At 38.9% G+C, this 21,779-nt stretch carries 18 protein-coding genes and 2 pseudogenes; 19 read left to right on the plus strand and 1 reads right to left on the minus strand.

Features of this window, described 5'->3' with window-relative positions:
• Positions 1-79: 79 nt before the first annotated feature.
• The 5 genes from SMA_RS03300 to SMA_RS03320 all read left to right on the plus strand — a co-directional run bounded on the left by SMA_RS03300 (position 80) and on the right by SMA_RS03320 (position 5,651).
• Positions 80-745, plus strand: coding sequence for a helix-hairpin-helix domain-containing protein (locus tag SMA_RS03300; RefSeq protein ID WP_014294207.1), 666 nt, complete (start codon positions 80-82; stop codon positions 743-745).
• A complete protein-coding gene (locus tag SMA_RS03305; protein ID WP_014294208.1) occupies positions 738-2,969 on the plus strand; it encodes a DNA internalization-related competence protein ComEC/Rec2 in 2,232 nt (743 codons plus the stop codon). Before SMA_RS03300 ends, SMA_RS03305 begins: the two co-directional genes overlap by 8 nt.
• 71 nt (positions 2,970-3,040) lie before the next feature.
• Positions 3,041-4,078, plus strand: coding sequence for a DNA polymerase III subunit delta (gene holA, locus SMA_RS03310; RefSeq protein ID WP_039670612.1), 1,038 nt, complete (start codon positions 3,041-3,043; stop codon positions 4,076-4,078).
• An 88-nt stretch (positions 4,079-4,166) separates the two neighbouring features.
• On the plus strand, positions 4,167-4,775 hold the full coding sequence (gene sodA / locus SMA_RS03315) for a superoxide dismutase SodA (protein WP_014294210.1): 609 nt from the start codon (positions 4,167-4,169) through the stop codon (positions 4,773-4,775).
• Positions 4,776-4,925: 150 nt separating this feature from the next.
• Positions 4,926-5,651 (plus strand): YebC/PmpR family DNA-binding transcriptional regulator, encoded by a 726-nt coding sequence (locus SMA_RS03320; protein WP_014294211.1) that lies wholly within the window; start codon positions 4,926-4,928, stop codon positions 5,649-5,651.
• Positions 5,652-5,682: 31 nt separating this feature from the next.
• Here SMA_RS03320 and queA read toward each other — a convergent pair whose 3' ends face one another.
• Positions 5,683-6,711: a tRNA preQ1(34) S-adenosylmethionine ribosyltransferase-isomerase QueA gene (gene queA, locus SMA_RS03325; protein WP_014294212.1), complete on the minus strand. Its 1,029-nt coding sequence runs from the start codon at positions 6,709-6,711 to the stop codon at positions 5,683-5,685.
• A gap of 216 nt (positions 6,712-6,927) precedes the next feature.
• On the opposite strand from queA, the gene SMA_RS03330 reads away from it, so the two are divergent.
• From SMA_RS03330 to SMA_RS03395, 14 genes and pseudogenes are all read left to right on the plus strand, one after another.
• Positions 6,928-7,386: a VIT1/CCC1 transporter family protein gene (locus tag SMA_RS03330; protein WP_223246245.1), complete on the plus strand. Its 459-nt coding sequence runs from the start codon at positions 6,928-6,930 to the stop codon at positions 7,384-7,386.
• A 127-nt stretch (positions 7,387-7,513) separates the two neighbouring features.
• Positions 7,514-8,218, plus strand: coding sequence for a glucosamine-6-phosphate deaminase (gene nagB, locus SMA_RS03335; protein ID WP_014294213.1), 705 nt, complete (start codon positions 7,514-7,516; stop codon positions 8,216-8,218).
• 75 nt (positions 8,219-8,293) lie between these two features.
• A complete protein-coding gene (locus SMA_RS03340; RefSeq protein WP_014294214.1) occupies positions 8,294-9,010 on the plus strand; it encodes a pseudouridine synthase in 717 nt (238 codons plus the stop codon).
• A gap of 52 nt (positions 9,011-9,062) precedes the next feature.
• Positions 9,063-10,034, plus strand: a complete 972-nt coding sequence (locus tag SMA_RS03345) for a competence protein CoiA (RefSeq protein ID WP_014294215.1) — start codon at positions 9,063-9,065, stop codon at positions 10,032-10,034.
• Positions 10,024-11,826: an oligoendopeptidase F gene (pepF, locus tag SMA_RS03350; RefSeq protein WP_014294216.1), complete on the plus strand. Its 1,803-nt coding sequence runs from the start codon at positions 10,024-10,026 to the stop codon at positions 11,824-11,826. Before SMA_RS03345 ends, pepF begins: the two co-directional genes overlap by 11 nt.
• Positions 11,827-11,899: 73 nt before the next feature.
• Positions 11,900-12,418: pseudogene (locus SMA_RS03355) on the plus strand (GNAT family N-acetyltransferase).
• Between the two features lie 21 nt (positions 12,419-12,439).
• Positions 12,440-13,051, plus strand: coding sequence for an HAD-IA family hydrolase (locus SMA_RS03360; protein WP_014294217.1), 612 nt, complete (start codon positions 12,440-12,442; stop codon positions 13,049-13,051).
• A gap of 53 nt (positions 13,052-13,104) precedes the next feature.
• Entirely contained in the window at positions 13,105-13,806 is a 702-nt protein-coding gene (locus SMA_RS03365) for an O-methyltransferase (RefSeq protein WP_014294218.1), read from the plus strand.
• Between the two features lie 69 nt (positions 13,807-13,875).
• Complete coding sequence (locus SMA_RS03370; RefSeq protein WP_014294219.1) at positions 13,876-14,907, plus strand: peptidyl-prolyl cis-trans isomerase; 1,032 nt, start codon at positions 13,876-13,878, stop codon at positions 14,905-14,907.
• A 368-nt stretch (positions 14,908-15,275) separates the two neighbouring features.
• Positions 15,276-17,894, plus strand: a complete 2,619-nt coding sequence (alaS, locus tag SMA_RS03375) for an alanine--tRNA ligase (RefSeq protein WP_014294220.1) — start codon at positions 15,276-15,278, stop codon at positions 17,892-17,894.
• A 45-nt stretch (positions 17,895-17,939) separates the two neighbouring features.
• On the plus strand, positions 17,940-18,128 hold the full coding sequence (locus tag SMA_RS03380; protein WP_009853783.1) for a hypothetical protein: 189 nt from the start codon (positions 17,940-17,942) through the stop codon (positions 18,126-18,128).
• A 162-nt stretch (positions 18,129-18,290) separates the two neighbouring features.
• Positions 18,291-19,379, plus strand: a pseudogene (locus tag SMA_RS03385) (IS1182 family transposase); the annotation flags it as partial.
• A gap of 336 nt (positions 19,380-19,715) precedes the next feature.
• On the plus strand, positions 19,716-20,498 hold the full coding sequence (locus SMA_RS03390) for a carbon-nitrogen family hydrolase (protein WP_014294222.1): 783 nt from the start codon (positions 19,716-19,718) through the stop codon (positions 20,496-20,498).
• Positions 20,499-20,509: 11 nt separating this feature from the next.
• Positions 20,510-21,688, plus strand: a complete 1,179-nt coding sequence (locus SMA_RS03395; RefSeq protein ID WP_014294223.1) for a pyridoxal phosphate-dependent aminotransferase — start codon at positions 20,510-20,512, stop codon at positions 21,686-21,688.
• Positions 21,689-21,779: the final 91 nt, after the last annotated feature.

Here is a 21,779-nt window from a genome sequence, read left to right on the forward strand (position 1 = left end):
CGATTTTGCTGGGCTTTTTCGAATAAATAATTAAAGGCTCGTATGAGTCTATTTTTTATGTAAAAAGTGAGGTAGTGAGATGATTGAAAAAATAAAAGAAAAACTTTTAGAGAACAAAACGTTGGTAGCGATGTTGGGAACAATACTTGTCATGTTAATCGGATTTTTTGCTTGGTCAAACGTGACAAAAACAACAGTGGATGCACAAAATGACTTACCTGCCCTAAGCACGACTTTTTCGGCAAGTAGCAGCGCAAGTGATTTAAAAACAGAACGTTCAAGTTCGCAAACTGAAACTCAAAAAGTGTTTGTAGATATCAAAGGTGCTGTGAAAAATGAGGGTGTTTATGAGCTTTCAAACGGTAGGCGTGTGACAGATGTGGTTAAATTAGCAGGTGGTTTTACAGAAGATGCTGATAAGAAGTCGGTGAATTTGGCTGAAAAAGTAACCGATGAATCAATGATTTATGTGGCAAGAGTTGGTGAAAATGTTGCTCCTGCAACGACTAATTCACAAGTAAACGGTAGCGCTCAGCAGGAAGAAAGTTCAGATAAAATCAATCTTAATACCGCAACTTTGGCAGAACTCCAGACGATTTCTGGCATTGGCGCCAAACGTGCCCAAGACATTATTGACTATCGTGATGCCAATGGTGGTTTTTCATCAGTTGATGACTTGGCGAATGTGTCTGGCATCGGAGAAAAAACACTAGAAAAGCTAAAATCTGAGGTGACCGTTGATTAAGTATTTTCCTATTAAGCCAATTCAATTGGCTTTTTTGCTCATTTTGCTCTATTATTTTTGCTTTTCAAAAGTGATTGGGTGTTTGATGTTTCTCTTGCTAGTCTTGGTGTTTTTATGGCAACAGTATGGTTGGAAGGCTTGGTGTCAAGTTTGTTTGTGTTTAAGCTGTTTTGCGGTATTTTTTCTGACTAAGTCTAATCAGACAGAGCAGGCTTATCAAGTAGTGCCAGCTCATTTAACAAAAATCCAGATGATTCCTGACACGATTTCGGTCAATGGAGATTTGCTGTCCTTTCGAGGTAAGGAAGCTGGGCGGACTTATCAGATTTTTTATACCTTGAAATCGGAGAAAGAACAGCATTTTTTTAAGACATTAAATCAAACGATTGTTTTATCTGGTGATATGGACTTGGAAGAAGCAACGCCCCAGCGGAATTTTGGTGGTTTTGATTATCGTACTTACCTTAAACATGAAGGCATTTATCGTGTGGTAAATTTGTCGGCGATTAACAATGTTGAACTTGTTTATAAGATGACTTTGTGGGATAAGCTACATGATGTTCGACGAAAGGCTATTGTTAGTATTCAGCGGCATTTTCCTGCTCCTATGCAACATTATATGACTGGGCTTTTGTTTGGCTATCTGGATAAATCGTTTGATGAGATGAGTGATGTTTACACGAGTTTAGGAATTATTCACCTCTTTGCTCTTTCAGGTATGCAGGTCGGATTTTTTGTGGGGACATTCCGATTTTTCTTTCTACGTCTTGGGTTACGCCGAGATTATGTGGATATACTACAAATCCCATTTTCACTCGTCTATGCGGGGCTGACTGGCTATTCTGTTTCGGTGATTCGGAGTTTAATTCAATCTGCTTTTGCAAATCTTGGTATTAAAAAATTAGATAACTTGGCTTTAACTTTGTTTGTTCTTTTCATGGTTATGCCAAATTTTTTACTGACGACGGGAGGCATTCTTTCGTTTACTTACGCTTTTATTCTCAGTTTTATTGACTTTAATGACATTAGTCGCTATCAGAAAATCATTGCGGAAAGTTTGACGATTTCATTAGCCAGTTTGCCCTTGTTAATTCATTTTTTTGCTGTGTTTCAACCGTTATCTGTCTTATTGACAGCAATTTTTTCTGTGGCATTTGACACTATTATGTTGCCAATGTTATCAATCATTTTTATTTTATCGCCCTTGGTTAAACTGACTTGTTTTAATGGTTGTTTTGTTTTTTTGGAAACTGTTATCAAGAACACTAAGGTAATTTTGGGCGGTCCGATTGTTTTTGGGAAACCAAGTCTTGGTATCTTGGTGCTACTATTTTTAACATTAGGCGTGCTTTATGATTGCTGGCGACGAAAGAAAATGGCAATTTTTCTTGTCAGCTTAGTAGTTCTGCTATTTTTTCAAATCAAGCATCCGCTAGAAAACGAGGTGACAGTGGTTGATATTGGGCAGGGAGATAGTATTTTTGTGCGTGATGTTAAGGGGCATACGCTGCTAATTGATGTGGGTGGAAAGGTGAGTTTTAGTGAGAAGAACGCGTGGCAGGAGCGGCTGACGGATAGTAATGCGGAGCGAACGTTGATTCCTTATCTCAACAGTCGCGGCGTTGGAAAAATTGACCAGTTAGTTCTGACGCACACGGATACTGACCACATGGGAGATATGCTGGAGGTGGCGAAACACGTAAAAATTGGTAAAGTGCTGGTGAGTCAGGGAAGTTTGACAAAGCCAGATTTTGTGGCGAAATTACAAGCCATGAAAACCAAGGTGCGCGTGGTAACAGCTAGTGATGTTTTGCCGATTATGGGAAGTTACCTGCAAGTGCTTTATCCGAGCCAGACTGGTGATGGTGGTAACAATGACTCGGTGGTGCTTTATGGGAATCTTTTGGGTAAGAATTTCTTATTTACAGGAGATTTGGAAGAAGAAGGCGAGCAAGAGTTGGTTGCAACTTATCCCAATCTGCCGGTTGATGTCTTAAAAGCAGGGCATCATGGCTCAAAAGGGTCATCAAGCTCAGAATTTCTCGCTCACATTTCACCGCAAATTGCTTTAATTTCCGCAGGGCAAAATAACCGCTACAAACATCCTCATCAAGAGACACTTGAACGCTTCCGAGCACAAAACATGACCATTTACCGCACAGACGAACAAGGCGCTATCCGCTTTAGAGGATTAAACCACTGGAAAATCGAAACAGTGAGGTAGGGGATATAAAAGACTTTTTCTTCAGTTTAAAACCATGAGTTTTTCTCATGGTTTTTTGTTATAATATTTCTATGATTGCAATTGAAGAAATCGATAAATTACGAAAAGAACATCTTAGTTTGATTACGGTGGTGACAGGTGAGGATTTGGGACAATTTTCTCAGCTGAAAGAGCGTATGATGGCACGTGTTGGTTATGATAAGGATGACTTGACTTATTCTTATTTTGATATGGCTGAGGTTGATTATCAAGATGCGGAAATGGACCTTGAAAGTCTGCCATTTTTTGCTGACCAAAAGGTGGTTATTTTTGATAATTTGCTTGACATCACGACAGCTAAGAAGTCTTATTTGGATGATAAGGCACTCAAACGTTTTGAGTCCTATTTGGAAAATCCCTTGGATACGACGCGCTTGATTATTTTTGCGCCAGGGAAATTAGACGGCAAACGTCGCTTGGTGAAGATTCTTAAACGTGATGCACAGATTTTTGAAGCAAGTGAATTAAAAGAAGCAGAGCTAAAAACGTATTTCCAAAAATTGGCTCACAAAGAAAATCTGACCTTTGATTCAGGTGTTTTTGAGGCTTTACTTTTGAAATCCAATTATGATTTCAGTGAGATTTTGAAAAACATTGCTTTTTTGAAATCTTATAAAAAAGATGGTCATATCACGGCAGATGATATTAATCAAGCCATTCCCAAAACGCTTCAGGATAATATTTTCGACTTGACGCAGTTTGTTTTGAATGGCAAAATCGATGAGGCACGCGAGCTGATTCGTGATTTGCGTTTGCAAGGTGAGGATGAAATCAAATTAATTGCGGTTATGTTAGGCCAGTTTCGCATGTTATTGCAAGTCAGCATTTTAGCCAGTCAAGGTAAGAATGAGCATCAAACTGTAACGGCTCTGTCAGATTATCTTGGACGTCGTGTCAATCCTTATCAAGTTAAGTTTGCTTTGCGTGACTCTCGTACGCTTTCAATGCTGTTCTTGAAAAAAGCTCTGGCGGTATTGATTGAAACGGATTATGCCATTAAAACTGGGACATATGATAAGGCTTATTTATTTGATATTGCTATCTTAAAAATCGCTCATGAACATCACTGATCATGCCTTGAAAAAATCGGTCAAATAATTTGCTAGCTCTGCTATTTTCCTATAAAATAAAGGTACAAAAATGAAAGAGGTAATTAGCATGACTATTATTTTACCAAAACTACCATATGCATATGATGCTCTTGAACCTTATATTGATGCAGAAACAATGACAATTCATCATGATAAACATCACGCTACTTATGTGGCAAATGTAAATGCAGCGCTTGAAAAACATCCAGAAATTGGAGAGGATTTGGAAACTTTGTTGGCAGATGTTGACAGTATTCCAGCAGATATCCGTCAAGCGGTGATTAATAACGGTGGTGGGCATTTGAATCACGCCCTTTTCTGGGAATTGTTATCGCCTGAAAAACAAGAACCAACAGCGCAAGTGCTGGCTGCGATTGAGGAAGCTTTTGGCTCATTTGACGAATTCAAAGCTACTTTCACGCAAGCTGCGACAACTCGTTTTGGGTCAGGTTGGGCTTGGCTTGTGGTGAATGAAAATGGCAAACTTGAAGTGCTCTCAACAGCTAATCAAGATACACCAATTTCACAAGGAAAAGCACCAATTTTGGCACTTGACGTTTGGGAACACGCTTACTATCTCAAGTATCGCAACGTTCGCCCAGATTACATCAAAGCTTTCTTTGATGTTATTAATTGGGAAAAAGTTGCTGAGCTTTACTCAAAAGCAACAAAGTGATTTCAACGTATCAAAAATCCTTTAATTAATATGGCTCTTTAATTTATAGAATATTTATCAAGCAGGACGTTAATCCGAGAAAACTCGATGATGTTCTGCTTTTTTGTGGTGGAATGAGATATAATAGCAAGGAATAGGGAGGAATTTTGCATGTCAGGACATAATAAATGGAGCAAAATTAAAAATAAAAAAGGTGAAGCAGACGCTAAACGTGGCGCGATTTTCAATAAATTGTCACGTGAGATTTTTGTAGCTGCTAAAGCAGGTGGCGGAGACCCGTCAATGAATGCCAGCCTTCGTATGGTTTTGGATAAAGCGCGTGCGGCTAATATGCCAAAAGATAATATCAATCGTGCGATTAAAAAAGCGACAGATGTTGGCGATACGACAAACTATGATGAAATCACTTATGAAGGATATGGACCTGGTGGCGTCGCTATCCTTGTTCATACTCTTACTGACAATAAAAAACGTACAGATGCGAATATGCATACCATTTTCACGCGTAACGGTGGTAACATGGGCTCAACAGGTTCTGTTGCTTATATGTTTGACCACAAAGGTTACATTGTTATTGACCGCGATAATTTGGACTTGGACGAAGATGCCATGCTTGAAGTGCTTTTGGATGCTGGTGCGGAAGATTTGAAAACATCAGATGATGCCTTTGAAATTTTTACAGAACCAAAAGAATTTCCAGCTGTCAAAGAAGCTTTGAAAGCACAAAATTTGGAATTCGCCCAAGCACAACTTAGCATGATTCCGCAAAATTACGTTAGCCTTGATGACGAACAAGTAGACATTTTGGAAACACTCGTTGATAAACTCGAAGACGACGATGACGTCCAAGACGTTTATACCAATATGGCAGAATAAAAAGAACGGAAAATTTCCGTTCTTTTTTAGATTATTTCACAAACATGGCGTCGCCGAAGCTAAAGAAGCGGTAGCGTTCGTCAATGGCGTGTTGGTAAGCATCAAGGATAAATTCACGTCCTGCAAAGGCAGACACTAGCATAACAAGTGTTGATTTTGGCAAGTGGAAGTTTGTTGAAAAAGCATCAACCACTTTAAATTCATAGCCAGGTTTGATGAAGATATTCGTCCAGCCGCTGTCAGCTTTGATGTCACCGTTGAATTTTGAACCAATAGTTTCAAGTGTGCGGATAGATGTTGTTCCGACAGCAACGATACGTCCGCCAGCAGCTTTCACGTCACGAAGCGTTTGGGCAGCTTCTTCAGACAGCGTGTAAAATTCAGAGTGCATTTCGTGTTCTTCGATATTATCGACAGACACTGGGCGGAAAGTTCCTAGTCCAACATGAAGGGTCAAATAGACAAGTTTAACACCTTTTGCCTCGATTTGGGCAAGCAAATCTTGAGTGAAGTGAAGCCCAGCAGTGGGAGCGGCAGCAGAACCATTTTCTTTAGCATAAACGGTTTGGTAACGGTCTGGGTCATCTAATTTTTCATGAATGTATGGTGGCAATGGCATTTCGCCAAGGCTTTCCAAAACTTCAAGAAAGATACCGTCATAAGTAAATTCAACGATACGCCCGCCGTGGTCCAATTCTTCAACCACAGTAGCGGTTAAACGTCCGTCACCAAATGACACCTTAGCTCCGACACGCAAGCGTTTTGCAGGTTTGGCAAGAACTTCCCATTGGTCACCTTGTGTATTTTTCAAAAGAAGCAATTCCACATGACCATGTGTGTCTGTTTTTTCACCGTAAAGACGGGCAGGAAGCACACGCGTATTGTTCATAACAAGCGCATCCCCAGGGTTTAATTCATCTAAAATATGGTCAAAGTAAGCATCAACCATTTCATGTGTCTTGTGGTCAATGACCAAAAGTTTTGAACTATCTCGTTTTTCAAGAGGAGTTTGGGCAATCAATTCCTCTGGTAAATTAAAATCAAAATCGTTGATATTCATAGTAAATCCTTAATATTTATATTCTCAACTTTATATTATAACACGAGAACTATTTCTCGTCATCTGTCAAGGGTAATTATAATCGCTTTAAAGAGATGATATAATAAAGATGAAGTTATTTATAATTATTCTAATTAAAATTAACTCATTACTCACTAATGGAAGGTTGCAAATATGACAATTAGGGATTATGCAAAGTCAATCGTTTAGGGTGGCATGGATGGCATTGTCACAACGTTTGCCGTGGTAGCAGGAGCTGTCGGTGGTAATTTGGGGATTAAACCGATTCTTATTTTAGGATTTTCAAATCTTTTAGCAGACGGTTTTTCGATGGCAGTTGGTGATTATTTAAGCTCTACGACAGAAGAATCTGCGGTCAAAGCAAAAGCTGTAAAAAATGCAGGAGCAACCTTTATGTCATTTATCACTTTCGGTTTAATTCCTTTACTGTCATATCTTTTGATTAATGTTTTTAGTCTCTTTAAAATACACACATTTCTGATTGCTTGTGTCTTGGTATCACTTGCCTTAGCCTTACTTGGTTTGGTGAAAGCAATCATTACAGGTAGCAGTAAGAAAAAAGAAATTTTTAGAACCTTACTTATTGGCTTAATCGCTGCGCTTTTTGCCTATTATGTCGGCGAAGGTCTCGGAAAATTAGCAGGAACACGCTAGCAAAATTCACTCATTAATAATGAGTGAATTTTTTCAAACAATTTCCTTGACAAAGATTGGTATATACCATATAATAAGAATAGATAAGAGGTCTATACCAAAACAGAAGATGTTGGAGAATTTAAAAATGAAAGTAATTCGTGTTAATAATCAAGTTGAAGGTGGTCAAGTGGCATTTTCTCTTTTGAAAGATGAAATGGCTAAGGGAGCTAAAACATTGGGACTTGCGACAGGTAGCACACCGCTTAGTTTCTATGAAGAAATTAGAAAGAGCAATCTTGATTTCTCAGATATGACTAGCATTAATCTGGATGAATACGTTGGTTTGGCAGCTGACAACGAGCAAAGTTATCGTCATTTTATGCAAGAAAATCTTTTCCAATTCAAACCATTTAAAGAAAGTTTTCTTCCTAACGGCTTGGCAGAAGATTTGCAAGCAGAAACACATCGTTATGACCAAGTGATTGCTGAACACGGTATTGATTTTCAAATTTTGGGAATTGGGCGCAATGGTCATATTGGTTTTAATGAACCTGGGACACCATTTGACGTGACAACACACATTGTTGATTTGGCAAAAGACACCATTGAAGCAAATAGCCGTTTCTTTGCCAGCATGGATGATGTGCCAAAACAAGCCATTTCAATGGGGATCAAATCAATCATGGCTTCTAAAATGGTTGTTTTAATGGCTTATGGCGAAGATAAAGCTGACGCTATCAATCAAATGATTAATGGACCCGTCACTGAAGAATTGCCAGCGAGTGTCCTTCAAAATCACCCTAATGTTGTCGTGATTGTAGATGAAGCCGCAGCAAGTAAATTAAACTAATAAACGTAAAGTCTGGGTTTTGACACTCGGACTTTTACTGTCTAAAAATCACTGATAACATGGTAAAATAGAACCATGCGTTTAGACAAATTATTAGGTCAGGCTGGTTTTGGGTCGCGAAATCAGGTTAAAAAATTAATTCGCAGTCACCAAGTGTATGTGGACGGTCGTTTGGCTGAAGCGGATAATCTCAACGTTGAGCCCAGTCTGCAAAAAATCACAGTATCAGGAAAACAAGTCAAACAGTCATCAGAGAAATATTTTCTTCTCAATAAGCCTGCTGGCGTTGTTTCAGCAGTGTCTGATAAAGAACATCAGACAGTGATTGATTTAATCAAAGAAGCAGACCGTGTTCCACAGCTTTATCCAGTCGGACGACTTGACCGCAGTACCGAAGGCTTGCTTCTCATTACCAATAACGGTCCGCTAGGTTACCGAATGTTACATCCCAAATATCACGTTGCCAAGACTTATTATGTCGAGGTTAATGCGTTTTTAGCTGATGATGCGCCAGCATTTTTTGAATTTGGAGTGTCCTTTGATGATGGAACGATTTGTAAGCCTGCTAAGCTTGAGATTATCACGGCAAGTACAGAAACAAGCTCTGCTTATGTCACGATTTCTGAAGGAAAATTTCACCAGATTAAAAAAATGTTTTTAGCCTACGGTGTAAAAGTGACCTATTTGAAACGACTAACGTTTGGAGAATTTCAACTGGGCGATTTACCAAGCGGACAATATCGTGAATTGACCTTTACCGAAAAAGAAATCTTGAAAAATTATCTGGATTAGGTGCTAGATGTTTTTCAGGATTTTTTCGAATAAAATAGGTAGGAGGTGTGATGTGTTATCAGCGCTTGATGAAAACGGAAAATTAGTATCCTTGTTAGATGGTATACCAGCTAACCAAAACTTTGTTTGCCCAGCTTGCCGCTCTGCTGTCCGTTTAAAAAATGGCAAAGTTATGCGTCCGCACTTTGCTCATGTTTCTTTGAATAAGTGTGATTTTTATAGTGAAAATGAAAGCAGTGAGCACCTTCAGTTAAAAGCGGCGCTTTATCATGCCGTGTCGCAGACTGAACAAGTCGTGGTTGAAAAAGTTTTACCAGACTTACATCAGGTGGCTGATTTATTTGTCAATGATAATTTGGCTTTAGAAGTGCAATGTTCGCGCTTATCAGAACAGCGATTATTTCAACGCACAAAAGCCTATCAAAGTCATGGTATTCAAGTGCTTTGGTTGTTGGGGGAAAAGTTGTGGCTCGGCAATAGTTTATCACCTTTGCAACGTCATTTTCTTTATTTTTCGCAGAATATGGGCTTTCATTTGTGGGAGTTGGATGTCACAAATCGGCTCATTCGTTTACATTATTTAATCTATGAAGATTTGCATGGAAAGGTTCACTATCTAACCAAGACTAGTTCATTTTCAGATGATATTATGGCATTTTTTCGACTTCCTTATCGGCAGCAGAAGCTTTCAACTTACGAGGTAAACCAAGACCAAACCTTATTAACCTATATTCAAAAACAGTTATCTTCTCGCCATTCAATTTGGTTAAAAAGGCAAGAAGAAGCTTATTTGCAAGAAAAAAATTTGCTAAGTTTGCCTTTAGCGGCTTATTTTCCACAAGTTCGTCCTTTTGATTTTGCTGAGGGGTTCTGTCAGATTTCCCAAGATTTATCACCGTTTTACGAAAATTTTCATCGCTTTTATCAAAATCAAACAGAAAAAGAACGTCAATGGCTTTATCCGCCAGCTTATTATGATAAAATGGTAAATAAACCTCAAAAAGGAGAATGTGATGTCAGATAATCGTAGTCATATTGATGAAAAATACCAATGGGATTTAAGCACAGTTTTTGCCACAGATGATGCTTGGGAAGCGGAGCTGGCTAGCCTTGATGGTGATTTAGAAAATGCTAAAGCTTACAAAGGGCGTTTGACAGCGTCAAGTAATGATTTGCTTGCTATTACGGAAAGTTACCTTGCCTTGTCGCGTCGTTTGGAGAAGCTTTATGTTTATGCTTCAATGAAAAACGACCAAGATACAACAGTAGCCAAATACCAAGAATACCAAGCTAAAGCAACAGCAATCTATGCCAAATTTAGTGAAATTTTTGCTTTTTACGAACCTGAATTGATGCAATTGTCTAAAGAAGCTTTTGAGGATTTCGTGGCAGAAACACCAGCTTTATCTGCTTATGCACATTTCTTTGAGCAACTTTTCAAACGTCAACCGCATGTTTTGTCACAGGCTGAGGAAGAATTATTAGCAGGTGCGCAAGAAATTTTTGGAGCTGCAGGAGAAACATTTGAGCTTTTGGATAATGCTGACATCATTTTTCCAATCGTTCTAGATGATAAGGGCAAAGAAATTCAGCTAACGCATGGTAATTTCATTACCTTGTTAGAATCAAAAAATCGTGATGTCCGCAAAGAAGCTTACCAAGCTTTGTATGCAACTTATGAACAATTCCAACACACTTATGCGAAAACCTTGCAAACCAATGTCAAAGTGCATAACTATGAAGCTCGTGTTCATCATTTTAAATCAGCACGTGAGGCAGCACTTTCGGCTAATTTTATTCCAGAATCTGTTTATGATACCCTGATTGAAACGGTCAATGCTAACCTGCCTTTGCTTCATCGTTATGTGGAACTTCGCAAGAAAATCCTTAAACTGGATGATTTGAAAATGTACGATATTCATACGCCACTTTCTGAAATGGATATGAGTTTTACCTATGAAGAAGCTTTGGCAAAAGCTGAAGATGTCTTAGCTGTTTTTGGCAAAGAATATTCTGAGCGTGTTCATCGTGCTTTTACAGAACGCTGGATTGACGTCCATGTCAATAAAGGCAAACGCTCTGGTGCCTACTCTGGTGGTTCGTATGATACCAATGCTTTCATACTGTTAAATTGGCAAGATACCTTGGATAATTTGTTTACCTTAGTTCACGAAACGGGGCACAGCTTGCATTCGACATTTACACGTGAAAATCAACCCTATGTTTATGGAGATTATAGTATTTTCTTGGCAGAAATTGCTTCAACAACTAATGAAAATATTTTGACAGAAACACTTTTGAAAGAAGTTGATGATGACAAAGCACGCTTTGCAATTTTGAATCATTATCTTGATGGTTTCAAGAGTACCATTTTCCGTCAAGCACAATTTGCGGAATTTGAAGATATTATCCATAAGGCAGACCAAGCTGGAGAAGTGTTGACGAGTGATTATCTCAACCAACTTTATGCCGACTTAAACGAGAAATATTATGGACTCAGCAAAGCAGACAACCCAGAAATCCAATACGAATGGGCACGCATTCCGCATTTCTACTACAATTACTATGTTTACCAATACGCCACAGGATTTGCGGCAGCTAGTTATTTAGCTGATAAGATTGTTCACGGTACAAAAGCTGATATTGACCGCTACCTTGATTATTTGAAAGCAGGTAATTCTGATTATCCGCTTAATGTGATTAAAAAAGCTGGTGTGGATATGACAACAAGTGCTTATCTAGACGCTGCTTTCCGAATTTTCGAGGAACGCTTGGATGAGTTGGAAGCTTTAATTGAAAAAGGGGCACAACTATAAAATTATAGCGAGGTTGGGCACATTCTAACCTCGTTTTTATATTATAGTAGAAAAAATTTTGGGAGGTGCTGGCATGGAAATTAGGAAACTAGATGTTAATGATGAAGCGGCTTACCGAGCTTATCAAACGTCTTTGGAAAATGACGACAATCCCTTTATCATGACACGTGAGATTGGTGATTTTAAAACCTTTGTGGAAAATAGCAGAGCGCAATAAACACAAACTATTAACCCTGATTATTCAACGATGACGACCTATTATGCCTTTTTGAATGGGAAAATTGCTGCGTTTATATTTTGTCGTTGGCAGCTTGAAAAGGGCAATCTTGCGACGATTGGTGGACATATCGGCTATCAAACCTCACCAGAATTTAGACGACAAGGTATCATGACCAGACTTCTCAGCTTTGTCCTTGAGAAATATGCCAAACGTGGCATCAATCCTGTGCTTATCACAGCGCGTGAGGACAATATTGCCAGTCGTAGAACCATTGAAAAAGCTGGCGGTATTTTGGAAAATATTATCGATTTAGAGGATGGGCATCGTCTAGCGCGTTATTGGATTACCTTGGACTTGGAGAATTCAGATTAATATTGAAATGAGGAGACAGAAGTGACAACATTTATTTGGGATTTTGACGGAACCTTGGTGGATTCCTACGAAGCGATTGGGCAAGCCTTGCAAGTGACTTATGCGCATTATGGTTTGGCTTTTGATAAACAATGGATTATGGATTTTATTATCAAAGAATCGGTCAAGGCTTTGCTTTATCAAGTGGCAAAAGAACAAGAATTAAATTTAGCGGAGCTATCAGCTTTCTTTAAAAAAGAGCAGGAAGCGCGTGATTATCTGATAAAACCCATGCCACATTTAACAGAGGTTCTTGCGGCAACCAAACAAAAAGGGGTGACACACTATGTCTATACGCATAAAGGTATCACGGCAAATGATGTTTTAGAAAGATTAGGCGTGCGTCAGTATTTTACAGAAGTGGTGACATCAGCAAATGGTTTCGCTCGTAAGCCTGAACCCGAAGCGATTAACTACCTTCTTGAAAAATATGATTTGGATAAAGAAAGCACTTATTACGTTGGTGACCGTCGTCTTGACGTTAAAGCCGCCGAAAATGCAGGCATTAAATCAATTAATCTCGGTCAACCGCCATCAAAAATCAATCAACACATTACTGACTTATCCAATATTGTGGCACTTTCTAATGACTAAAAATCGAAGAAAGCTTATTCACAACGGGTTTATTTTGCTATATAATAAGAGTTATGGTTAAATCATATTCAAAAACAGCAAATCACAATATGCGTCGTCCCGTAGTGAAAGAAGACATTCTTCGCTATATGCGAACACATCAGAAGCAAAATAGGGGCTATCTGGCAGAATTGGAAGCATTTGCTCATCAAGAAAATATCCCTATTATTCAGCATGAGGTTGTGGCTTACTTTCGTTTTTTGATGCAAACATTGCAGCCAAAAAATATTTTAGAAATTGGCACAGCTATCGGCTTTTCAGCACTTTTAATGGCAGAAAATGCCCCAGATGCGAAGATTACGACACTTGACCGTAATCCTGAAATGATTGCCTTCGCTAAGGAAAATTTTGCCAAATATGACACTCGCAAACAAATTACTTTGGTTGAAGGAGACGCTGTTGATATTCTTTCGACACTTGAGGGGGAATTTGACTTTGTTTTTATGGATTCAGCGAAATCAAAATACATTGTCTTTCTGCCAGAAGTCTTGAAACATTTGAAAGTCGGCGGAGTCATTGTCTTTGATGATGTTTTCCAAGGAGGGGATATTGTCAAGCCAATAGAAGAAGTGCGCCGCGGACAACGAACAATCTATCGTGGGCTTCAACGATTGTTTGATGTGACACTGGATAATCCAAATTTAACAGCAACCTTACTTCCGTTAAGCGACGGATTATTGATGATTCGTAAAAATACAGCAGATATATCACTGTAAAATTAAGCAATATTTAAGTTATTGTGATATACTAGTGAGGTTAAAGACAAATTAAGGAGTTTAATAACAATGGCCAACAAAGAAAAATCAGGGTTTAAGAAAGTTATCCAAAGTAAAGCTTTCAAAGGTGTTTCAATTGCAGTAGCTTCAGCTCTTATCGGTGCAGGTGTAACTTACCTTGCTACTAACAGCAATTCAGAAACAAAAGCTCTTGTTACCATGAAAGGTGATACTATCACAGTATCAGATTTCTATAACGCTGTCAAAAGCACTTCTTCATCACAACAAACAATGTTGAACTTGATTTTATCACGTGTTTTTGAAGACCAATACGGTGATAAAGTATCAGACGATGATGTTTCAAAAGCATACAATACAACAGCTTCATCTTATGGTTCATCATTCTCAAGCGCACTTTCAAAAGCTGGATTGACATCAGATACTTACAAACAACAAATTCGTACATCAATGTTGGTTGAATACGCTGTAAAACAAGCTGCTAAGAAAAAATTAACAACAAAAAACTATAAAGCGGCTTACGAAAATTACAATCCTGACACTACAGCTATCGTTATTGCTTTGAACGATGAAGACAAAGCAAATTCAGTTCATGACCAAGCAACAGCGGATGGTGCTGATTTTGAAAAAATCGCTAAAGACAATACAACAGCAGATAAGACAGAGTACACATTTGATTCAGCAGATACTGATTTGCCAGAAGATGTTATGAATGCTGCCTTTAACCAAGACGAAGGTTCTGTATCAGACGTTATTAAAGTGCTTAATCCATCAACATATTCTTACACTTACTATATTGTGAAAACAACTAAGAAAACAGAAAAAGATTCTGACTGGAAAACTTACAAAAAACGTTTGAAGAAAATTATCTTAGCTCAATATGAAAGTGATACTGACTTCCAAAACAAAGTTATTGCTAAAGCACTTGATAAAGCAAATGTGAAGATTAAAGACCATAGCTTTGCAAGCATCCTTTCACAATATGCAACAAGCTCATCATCAAGCTCATCAAGTTCATCAAGTTCATCAAGTTCATCAAGTTCGACTGAAGAATCTTCTACAACTGAAAGTTCAGATGAATAACATACTTGACCTGAAGCTTAAAATACAGTACAATTAAAAAGATTGAGAATCGTTTTTAAAGTTTCAGATTCAGAAAAGTGGCGGATGTTGCGAGCCATGGAAAAATTTAAAAATGTGCTACTCATGTTTTCTTACCTTTGGGCTTTGAACATCATCTTCTGATGACATCAAGTAAAAGAAGAAAAAACAATTTAAGATATAAATGAAGAATGACAAGTTCATTGAATAGAGGTGGTACCGTGGCTGTTTGTCGCCCTCTGTATGTGGACTTGTCGTTTTTTGATGACAAAAAAGCACAATTTTGATGGATGATTTCAATCTATGGCAAGCGTGAAAGACCGCTTAGTAATAAGAAAAGGAAAGATGTAATGAAACAATTAACTAGTGCGCAAGTGCGCCAAATGTGGTTAGATTTTTGGAAATCAAAAGGTCATTCTGTTGAACCTTCAGCAAACTTGGTTCCTGTAAATGACCCTACATTGTTATGGATTAACTCAGGTGTTGCAACCCTTAAAAAATATTTTGACGGTTCTGTCATTCCTGACAATCCACGTATCACAAATGCGCAAAAAGCTATCCGTACAAATGATATTGAAAATGTTGGTAAGACAGCTCGTCACCACACAATGTTTGAAATGTTGGGAAATTTCTCTGTTGGTGATTATTTCCGTGATGAAGCTATCACTTGGGGATATGAATTATTAACAAGCCCAGAATGGTTTGATTTCCCTAAAGATAAACTTTACATGACTTATTATCCAGATGATAAAGATACTTACAATCGCTGGATTTCACTTGGTGTTGAGCCAAGCCACTTGATTCCAATCGAAGATAACTTCTGGGAAATCGGTGCTGGACCTTCAGGACCAGATACAGAAATCTTCTTTGACCGTGGTGAAGATTTTGACCCAGACCACGTTGGTATCAAACTTCTTGCTGAAGATATTGAAAATGACCGTTATATCGAAATCTGGAACATCGTATTGTCACAATTCAATGCTGACCCAGCTGTTCCACGTTCAGAATACAAAGAATTACCACACAAAAACATTGATACGGGCGCTGGTTTAGAACGTTTGGTTGCAGTTATGCAAGGGGCTAAAACAAACTTTGAAACTGACCTCTTCATGCCAATCATTCGCGAAATTGAAAAATTATCTGGTAAAACTTATGACCCAGATGGCGACAATATGAGCTTCAAAGTGATTGCCGACCACATTCGCTCACTTTCATTTGCTATCGGTGATGGTGCCCTTCCTGGAAATGAAGGTCGTGGCTACGTGCTTCGTCGTTTACTTCGTCGTGCTGTTATGCACGGTCGTCGTCTTGGTATCAAGGAAACATTCTTGTACAAATTGGTTCCAACTGTTGGTAAAATAATGGAATCATACTACCCAGAGGTTCTTGAAAAGCAAGACTTTATCGAAAAAATCGTCAAACGTGAAGAAGAAACATTTGCTCGTACAATCGATGCTGGTTCAAGCATGCTTGATGAATTGTTGGCTGATTTGAAAGCTGCTGGCAAAGATACGGTTGAAGGTAAAGACATCTTCAAATTATACGATACATACGGATTCCCAGTTGAATTGACAGAAGAATTGGCTGAAGATAAAGGCTTCAAGATTGACCATGCTGGCTTTGAAGCTGCTATGAAAGAACAACAAGAACGTGCTCGTGCCAATGTTGTTAAAGGCGGCTCAATGGGTATGCAAAATGAGACATTGTCAAGCATCACTGAAGAATCAGTTTTTAGCTACGAAGATGAAGTCCTTGATTCTACATTGTCAGTTATCATCGCTGATAACGAACGTACAGAAGCTGTTTCAGAAGGTCAAGCCTTGCTTGTCTTTGCTAAAACACCATTCTACGCTGAAATGGGTGGACAAGTGGCTGACCACGGTGTGATTAAAAATGATAAAGGCGATATCGTTGCGCGTGTGACTGATGTTCAAAAAGCACCAAATGGTCAAACACTTCATACAGTTGAAGTCTTGGCAGGCTTGTCAGTTGGTACAACATATACTCTTGAAATCGACAGCAAACGTCGTCACCGTGTGATTAAAAACCACACAGCAACTCACTTGCTTCACGCTGCGCTTCACAATGTTATCGGTGAACACGCTACTCAAGCTGGTTCACTTAATGAAGAAGGCTTCTTGCGCTTTGACTTTACTCACTTTGAAGCTGTAACAGCTGAAGAATTACGTCAAATTGAAGAAGAAGTTAACCAACAAATCTGGAATGCTATTCCTGTTAAGACTATTGAAACTGACATTGATACTGCGAAATCAATGGGCGCAATGGCTTTGTTTGGTGAAAAATACGGTAAAAACGTCCGTGTTGTCACAATCGGGGATTACTCAATCGAACTTTGTGGTGGAACACACGTGTCAAATACAGCAGAAATCGGAATCTTCAAGATTGTCAAAGAAGAAGGTATTGGTTCAGGAACACGTCGTATCCTTGCTGTGACAAGTAAAGAAGCCTTTGAAGCTTACCGTCAAGAAGAAGAAGACCTTAAAACAATTGCTGCTACGCTTAAAGTCCCACAATTGAAAGAAGTCACTAATAAAGTTGCGAGCTTGCAAGAGCAGTTGCACAAATTGCAAAAAGAAAATGCTGAATTGAAAGAAAAAGCAGCGGCAGCGCAAGCTGGTGATGTCTTTAAAGATGTCAAAGAAGCAAATGGTGTTCGTTACATTGCTAGCCAAGTAACCGTTTCTGACGCTGGTGCTCTTCGCACATTTGCGGATAACTGGAAACAAAAAGATTACTCTGACGTGCTTGTATTGGTGGCAGCTATTGGCGAAAAGGTCAATGTTCTTGTAGCAAGCAAAACAAAAGATGTTCATGCTGGCAATTTGATTAAAGCTTTGGCACCAATCGTATCAGGTCGCGGCGGTGGTAAACCAGACATGGCTATGGCTGGTGGTTCAGACGCCGCTAAAATTGCTGACCTTCTTGCAGCAGTTGCTGAAAATCTGTAACATCCGTTAGGCAGTCTTTGACTGATAAAGGAGTTGTTTTGTCAGATGAAATCTAAAAACACACTTTTGAAATTAGCTATCGCTTTTATCGGCATAACGCTGCTGATTCTTGCTTACATTATTATTGTAGATGCTCTGCAAGGTCACGTTAATTGGGTAACCTTACTAGTCGCCTTAGCAGAAGGCAGCCTCCTCAGCAGTTTGATCAAAATGTTACAAGATAGCGGAAAATAAACATAAGCCCACCTTTGGTGGGTCAGACTGAAGACAAAGCCCTTGGGAACAACAGTTTCTAAGGGCTTTTTTCTGTGGATTAGCGATATAATAGAGATAATAATAGCTATGAGGTGAGCCTATGTTCCATAAAGAAAATCCCGATTATAATCGTAAGCAAGTTGGTTTTTAGGCTTAACTTTAGACGATAAAGTGCCTCATTTCACCACTTATGGCAAAAACTACAGTAGTCGGTTTCAAGATAAACAAGTGGTTGAAGCCATTTTTAGTCATGTCTTAGGCAGCTGTATCAATGCGGGCTTAATTGACCCAAGTGAAATTTTTGTAGATGAGACTCATATTAAAGCAGCTGCTAATAACCACAAATACATCAATCAAGAAGTTAACCAACAAGCTAAATTCATGGCGGATCAACTCGAATTTGAAATCAATCGTGACCGTGAGAAACACGCAAAAAAGTGGCTAGGGATCGCCAAAGAAAAAGAGCCCGAAACTAAAAAAGTCTCAACGACAGACCCAGAAAGTGGCTGGTTTCATAAGGGAGAACATAAACAAGTCTTTGCTTATAATGCCCAAGTTGCCTGTGATAAGCATGGTTGGGCACTAGCCTATAGCGTGACAGCTTGAAATGTCCATGATAGTCAAGCTTTTCCAGCTCTTTTTGCTCAACTCAAAGCCTTTCAACCAACCTGCTTAATCGCAGATGCAGGTTATAAAACACCAACGATTGCTCATTATTTACTCTCTCAAAAGATTATTCCTGTTTTCCTTTATACTCGTCCTCATGATAAAAAGGATATGTTACGTCCTAAGGATTTTATTTATGATGATTATTATGGCTATTACCTTTGCCCTGAAAATCAGGTATTAACTTATCGAACTACCAACCGTAAAAATTATCGTGGGTACCAAAGTCAACCAGAAGATTGTCAGAATTGTCCTTTACTAAGCCAGTGTACGACGAGTCAAGCCTTTCAAAAAGTGGTTACCCGTCATGTTTGGAAAGCTGACTTAGAGATTTGTGAAGATATCCGACATCATCAGGGAGTGATTGACCGTTACCGAAAACGCAAGGAAACCACTGAACGCTTATTTGGGACAGCTAAAGAATATCATAATTTGCGTCATACCAGAGAAAGAGGCAAGTCCAAAATGGAGGCAAAAGTTGGACTCACTTTAGCATGCTTAAATCTTAAAAAAACTCGCAAAATGGCTGGCAGGACAGCCTTTTTAGTTTGCCTAAAATTCCTAAAACTAAGCTCATTCGACCACAAAACTTCAAAATATAGAAAAAGACAAACCTCAGAAATAGGGTTTGTCTTCAATCTGACCAGTCCTCGCTAAACGAGGACTGGTTTCTTGCTTAGACTATTATCTTCAACGACATGCGTTAAAAGTTAGTTGAACCGCCGTGTGCCGAACGACACGCACGGTGGTGTGAAAGGGACTACTTGTTAGTTCCTATTCGATTATAGTTTTTAACTATCGAGTCTATTTAAAATAACTATTTTACGAGGGCTTTTTAGACTGCTATAATAGTTACTAAGATTTCAGAATATTTTTACAGAAGATAGAATTGAGGGAAAAATGAAAGTTTCACTTATTCAGATGGCTATCCGTGAAGCGGAGCCTGAGCAAAATAAAAAGAAAGTATTGGAGTTATTGGAAAAAGCGGTGCATGATGCGCCAGATGTGATTGTTCTTCCTGAGATGTGGAATACTGGGTATGCCTTGAAACAGCTGGCAGATACTGCCGATGTTAATGGGAAAGAAACGATAACGGATTTAGGAAATTTTGCTAAGAAACACCATGTTAATTTGGTGGCTGGATCGGTCGCAACGGCAAAAGAAAATCACTTTTTTAATACGACCTATGTGTTTAATCGAGGGGGGCAAGTGATTGCTGATTATGACAAGGTGCATTTGTTTGGCTTAATGGCAGAAGATGAGTACCTGCAAGCAGGCAATAAAGAAAGTGTTTTTGAACTAGACGATGTCAAAGCAGCTAGTGTGATTTGTTATGACATTCGTTTTCCAGAATGGGTGAGAACCTTGATGTCTAGCGGTGCTAAGGTTTTATTTGTAGTAGCTGAATGGCCCAAAGAACGTGTGGAGCAATGGGAGATTTTGTTGCGAGCGCGTGCGGTTGAAAATCAGGCTTTTGTCGTGGCTGTTAATCGGGTTGGCGATGGCATTTCAGATCATTTTTCTGGGCATTCTCTGGTGATTGACCCATTGGGAAAAATCATTTTACAAGTGCCAGATAATCAAGAGGGAATTTTTACGGCTGAACTTGATTTGACAGAAGTTGAAAAAATTCGAGGTCACATTCCAGTTTTTGCTGACCGCAAGCCAAATTTGTATCATTAGGAGGAATTAAGGTGTTTTCACAATCAAAGATTTTACAAGAATTGCCAGAACAGTTTTTTGCTAGTCTTGTCGCAAAAGTTAATGCCAAAGTGGCAGAAGGCTATGATGTCATCAATCTTGGACAGGGCAATCCAGACCAGCCAACTTATGATTACATTGTTGATGCTTTAATTGAATCAGCCAAAAATCCTGCTTCTCATAAATACTCGCAATTTCGTGGAAATGCTAATTTTAAAGCGGCAGCCAGTCAATTTTATAAGGACAATTATCATGTAAATCTTGATAGTGAAAAGGAAATTTGTGTCCTTGGTGGCGCAAAGATTGGCTTGGTAGAATTTCCTCTAGCGACAATGAATCCTGATGACTTGCTCTTGTTGCCAGACCCAGGTTACCCAGATTATCTCTCAAGTGTGTCGCTTGGAAAAATCAACTATGAGACATTTCCGTTAAAAGCTGAAAATAATTTCTTACCAGACTTGCAAGCTATTCCTGAAGAAGTGGCTAAACGTGCGAAATTCATCTATGTTAATTATCCTAATAATCCGACAGGTGCGGTTGCAACTGCAGCATTTTACGAAGAACTCGTCGCTTGGGCTAAAAAATACGAGGTTGGGGTAGTTAGCGATTTTGCTTATGGTGCCTTAGGGGCAGACGGTTATGAGAATCCAAGCTTTTTGTCAACACATGGAGCTAAAGATATCGGCATTGAGTTATACACTTTTTCTAAGACCTTTAATATGGCGGGGTGGCGTTTGGCATTTGCGGCAGGAAATGAAAAATTGATTGAAGCGCTTAATTTGCTACAAGACCACCTTTTTGTGAGCATCTTCCCTGCTATTCAAGATGCGGGAGCAGCAGCTCTTTTAGATGAAAAAACAAAAGCAGCAATCGCAGGGTTAAATCAGAAATATGACGAGCGTCGCCATGCTTTTGTTCAGGCAGCAGAAAAAATTGGTTGGCATGCTTTTGAGTCAAAAGGGGGGTTCTATGCTTGGATGCCTGTACCAGAAGGGTATGACAGCGAAAGCTTTACAGATTTGCTATTAAATGAAGCTCACGTTGCTGTCTCACCAGGAAAAGGTTTTGGAGAACAAGGAGACGGATACGTCAGAATCGGCTTGCTCGTCGAACCAGACTGCCTTCTTGAAGCCGTCGAGCGAATTAGCAAACTGAAATTATTTGAAAAATAGTGAAAGCATAAGTGAAAATTTATGCTTTTTTGTTTTTTTATGCAAAAAATACTTGACTTACGAATAAATATACTATAAAATTAAAAACATA

Origin of the sequence: Streptococcus macedonicus ACA-DC 198, assembly GCA_000283635.1 — a bacterium.
GTDB classification, from domain to species: domain Bacteria; phylum Bacillota; class Bacilli; order Lactobacillales; family Streptococcaceae; genus Streptococcus; species Streptococcus macedonicus.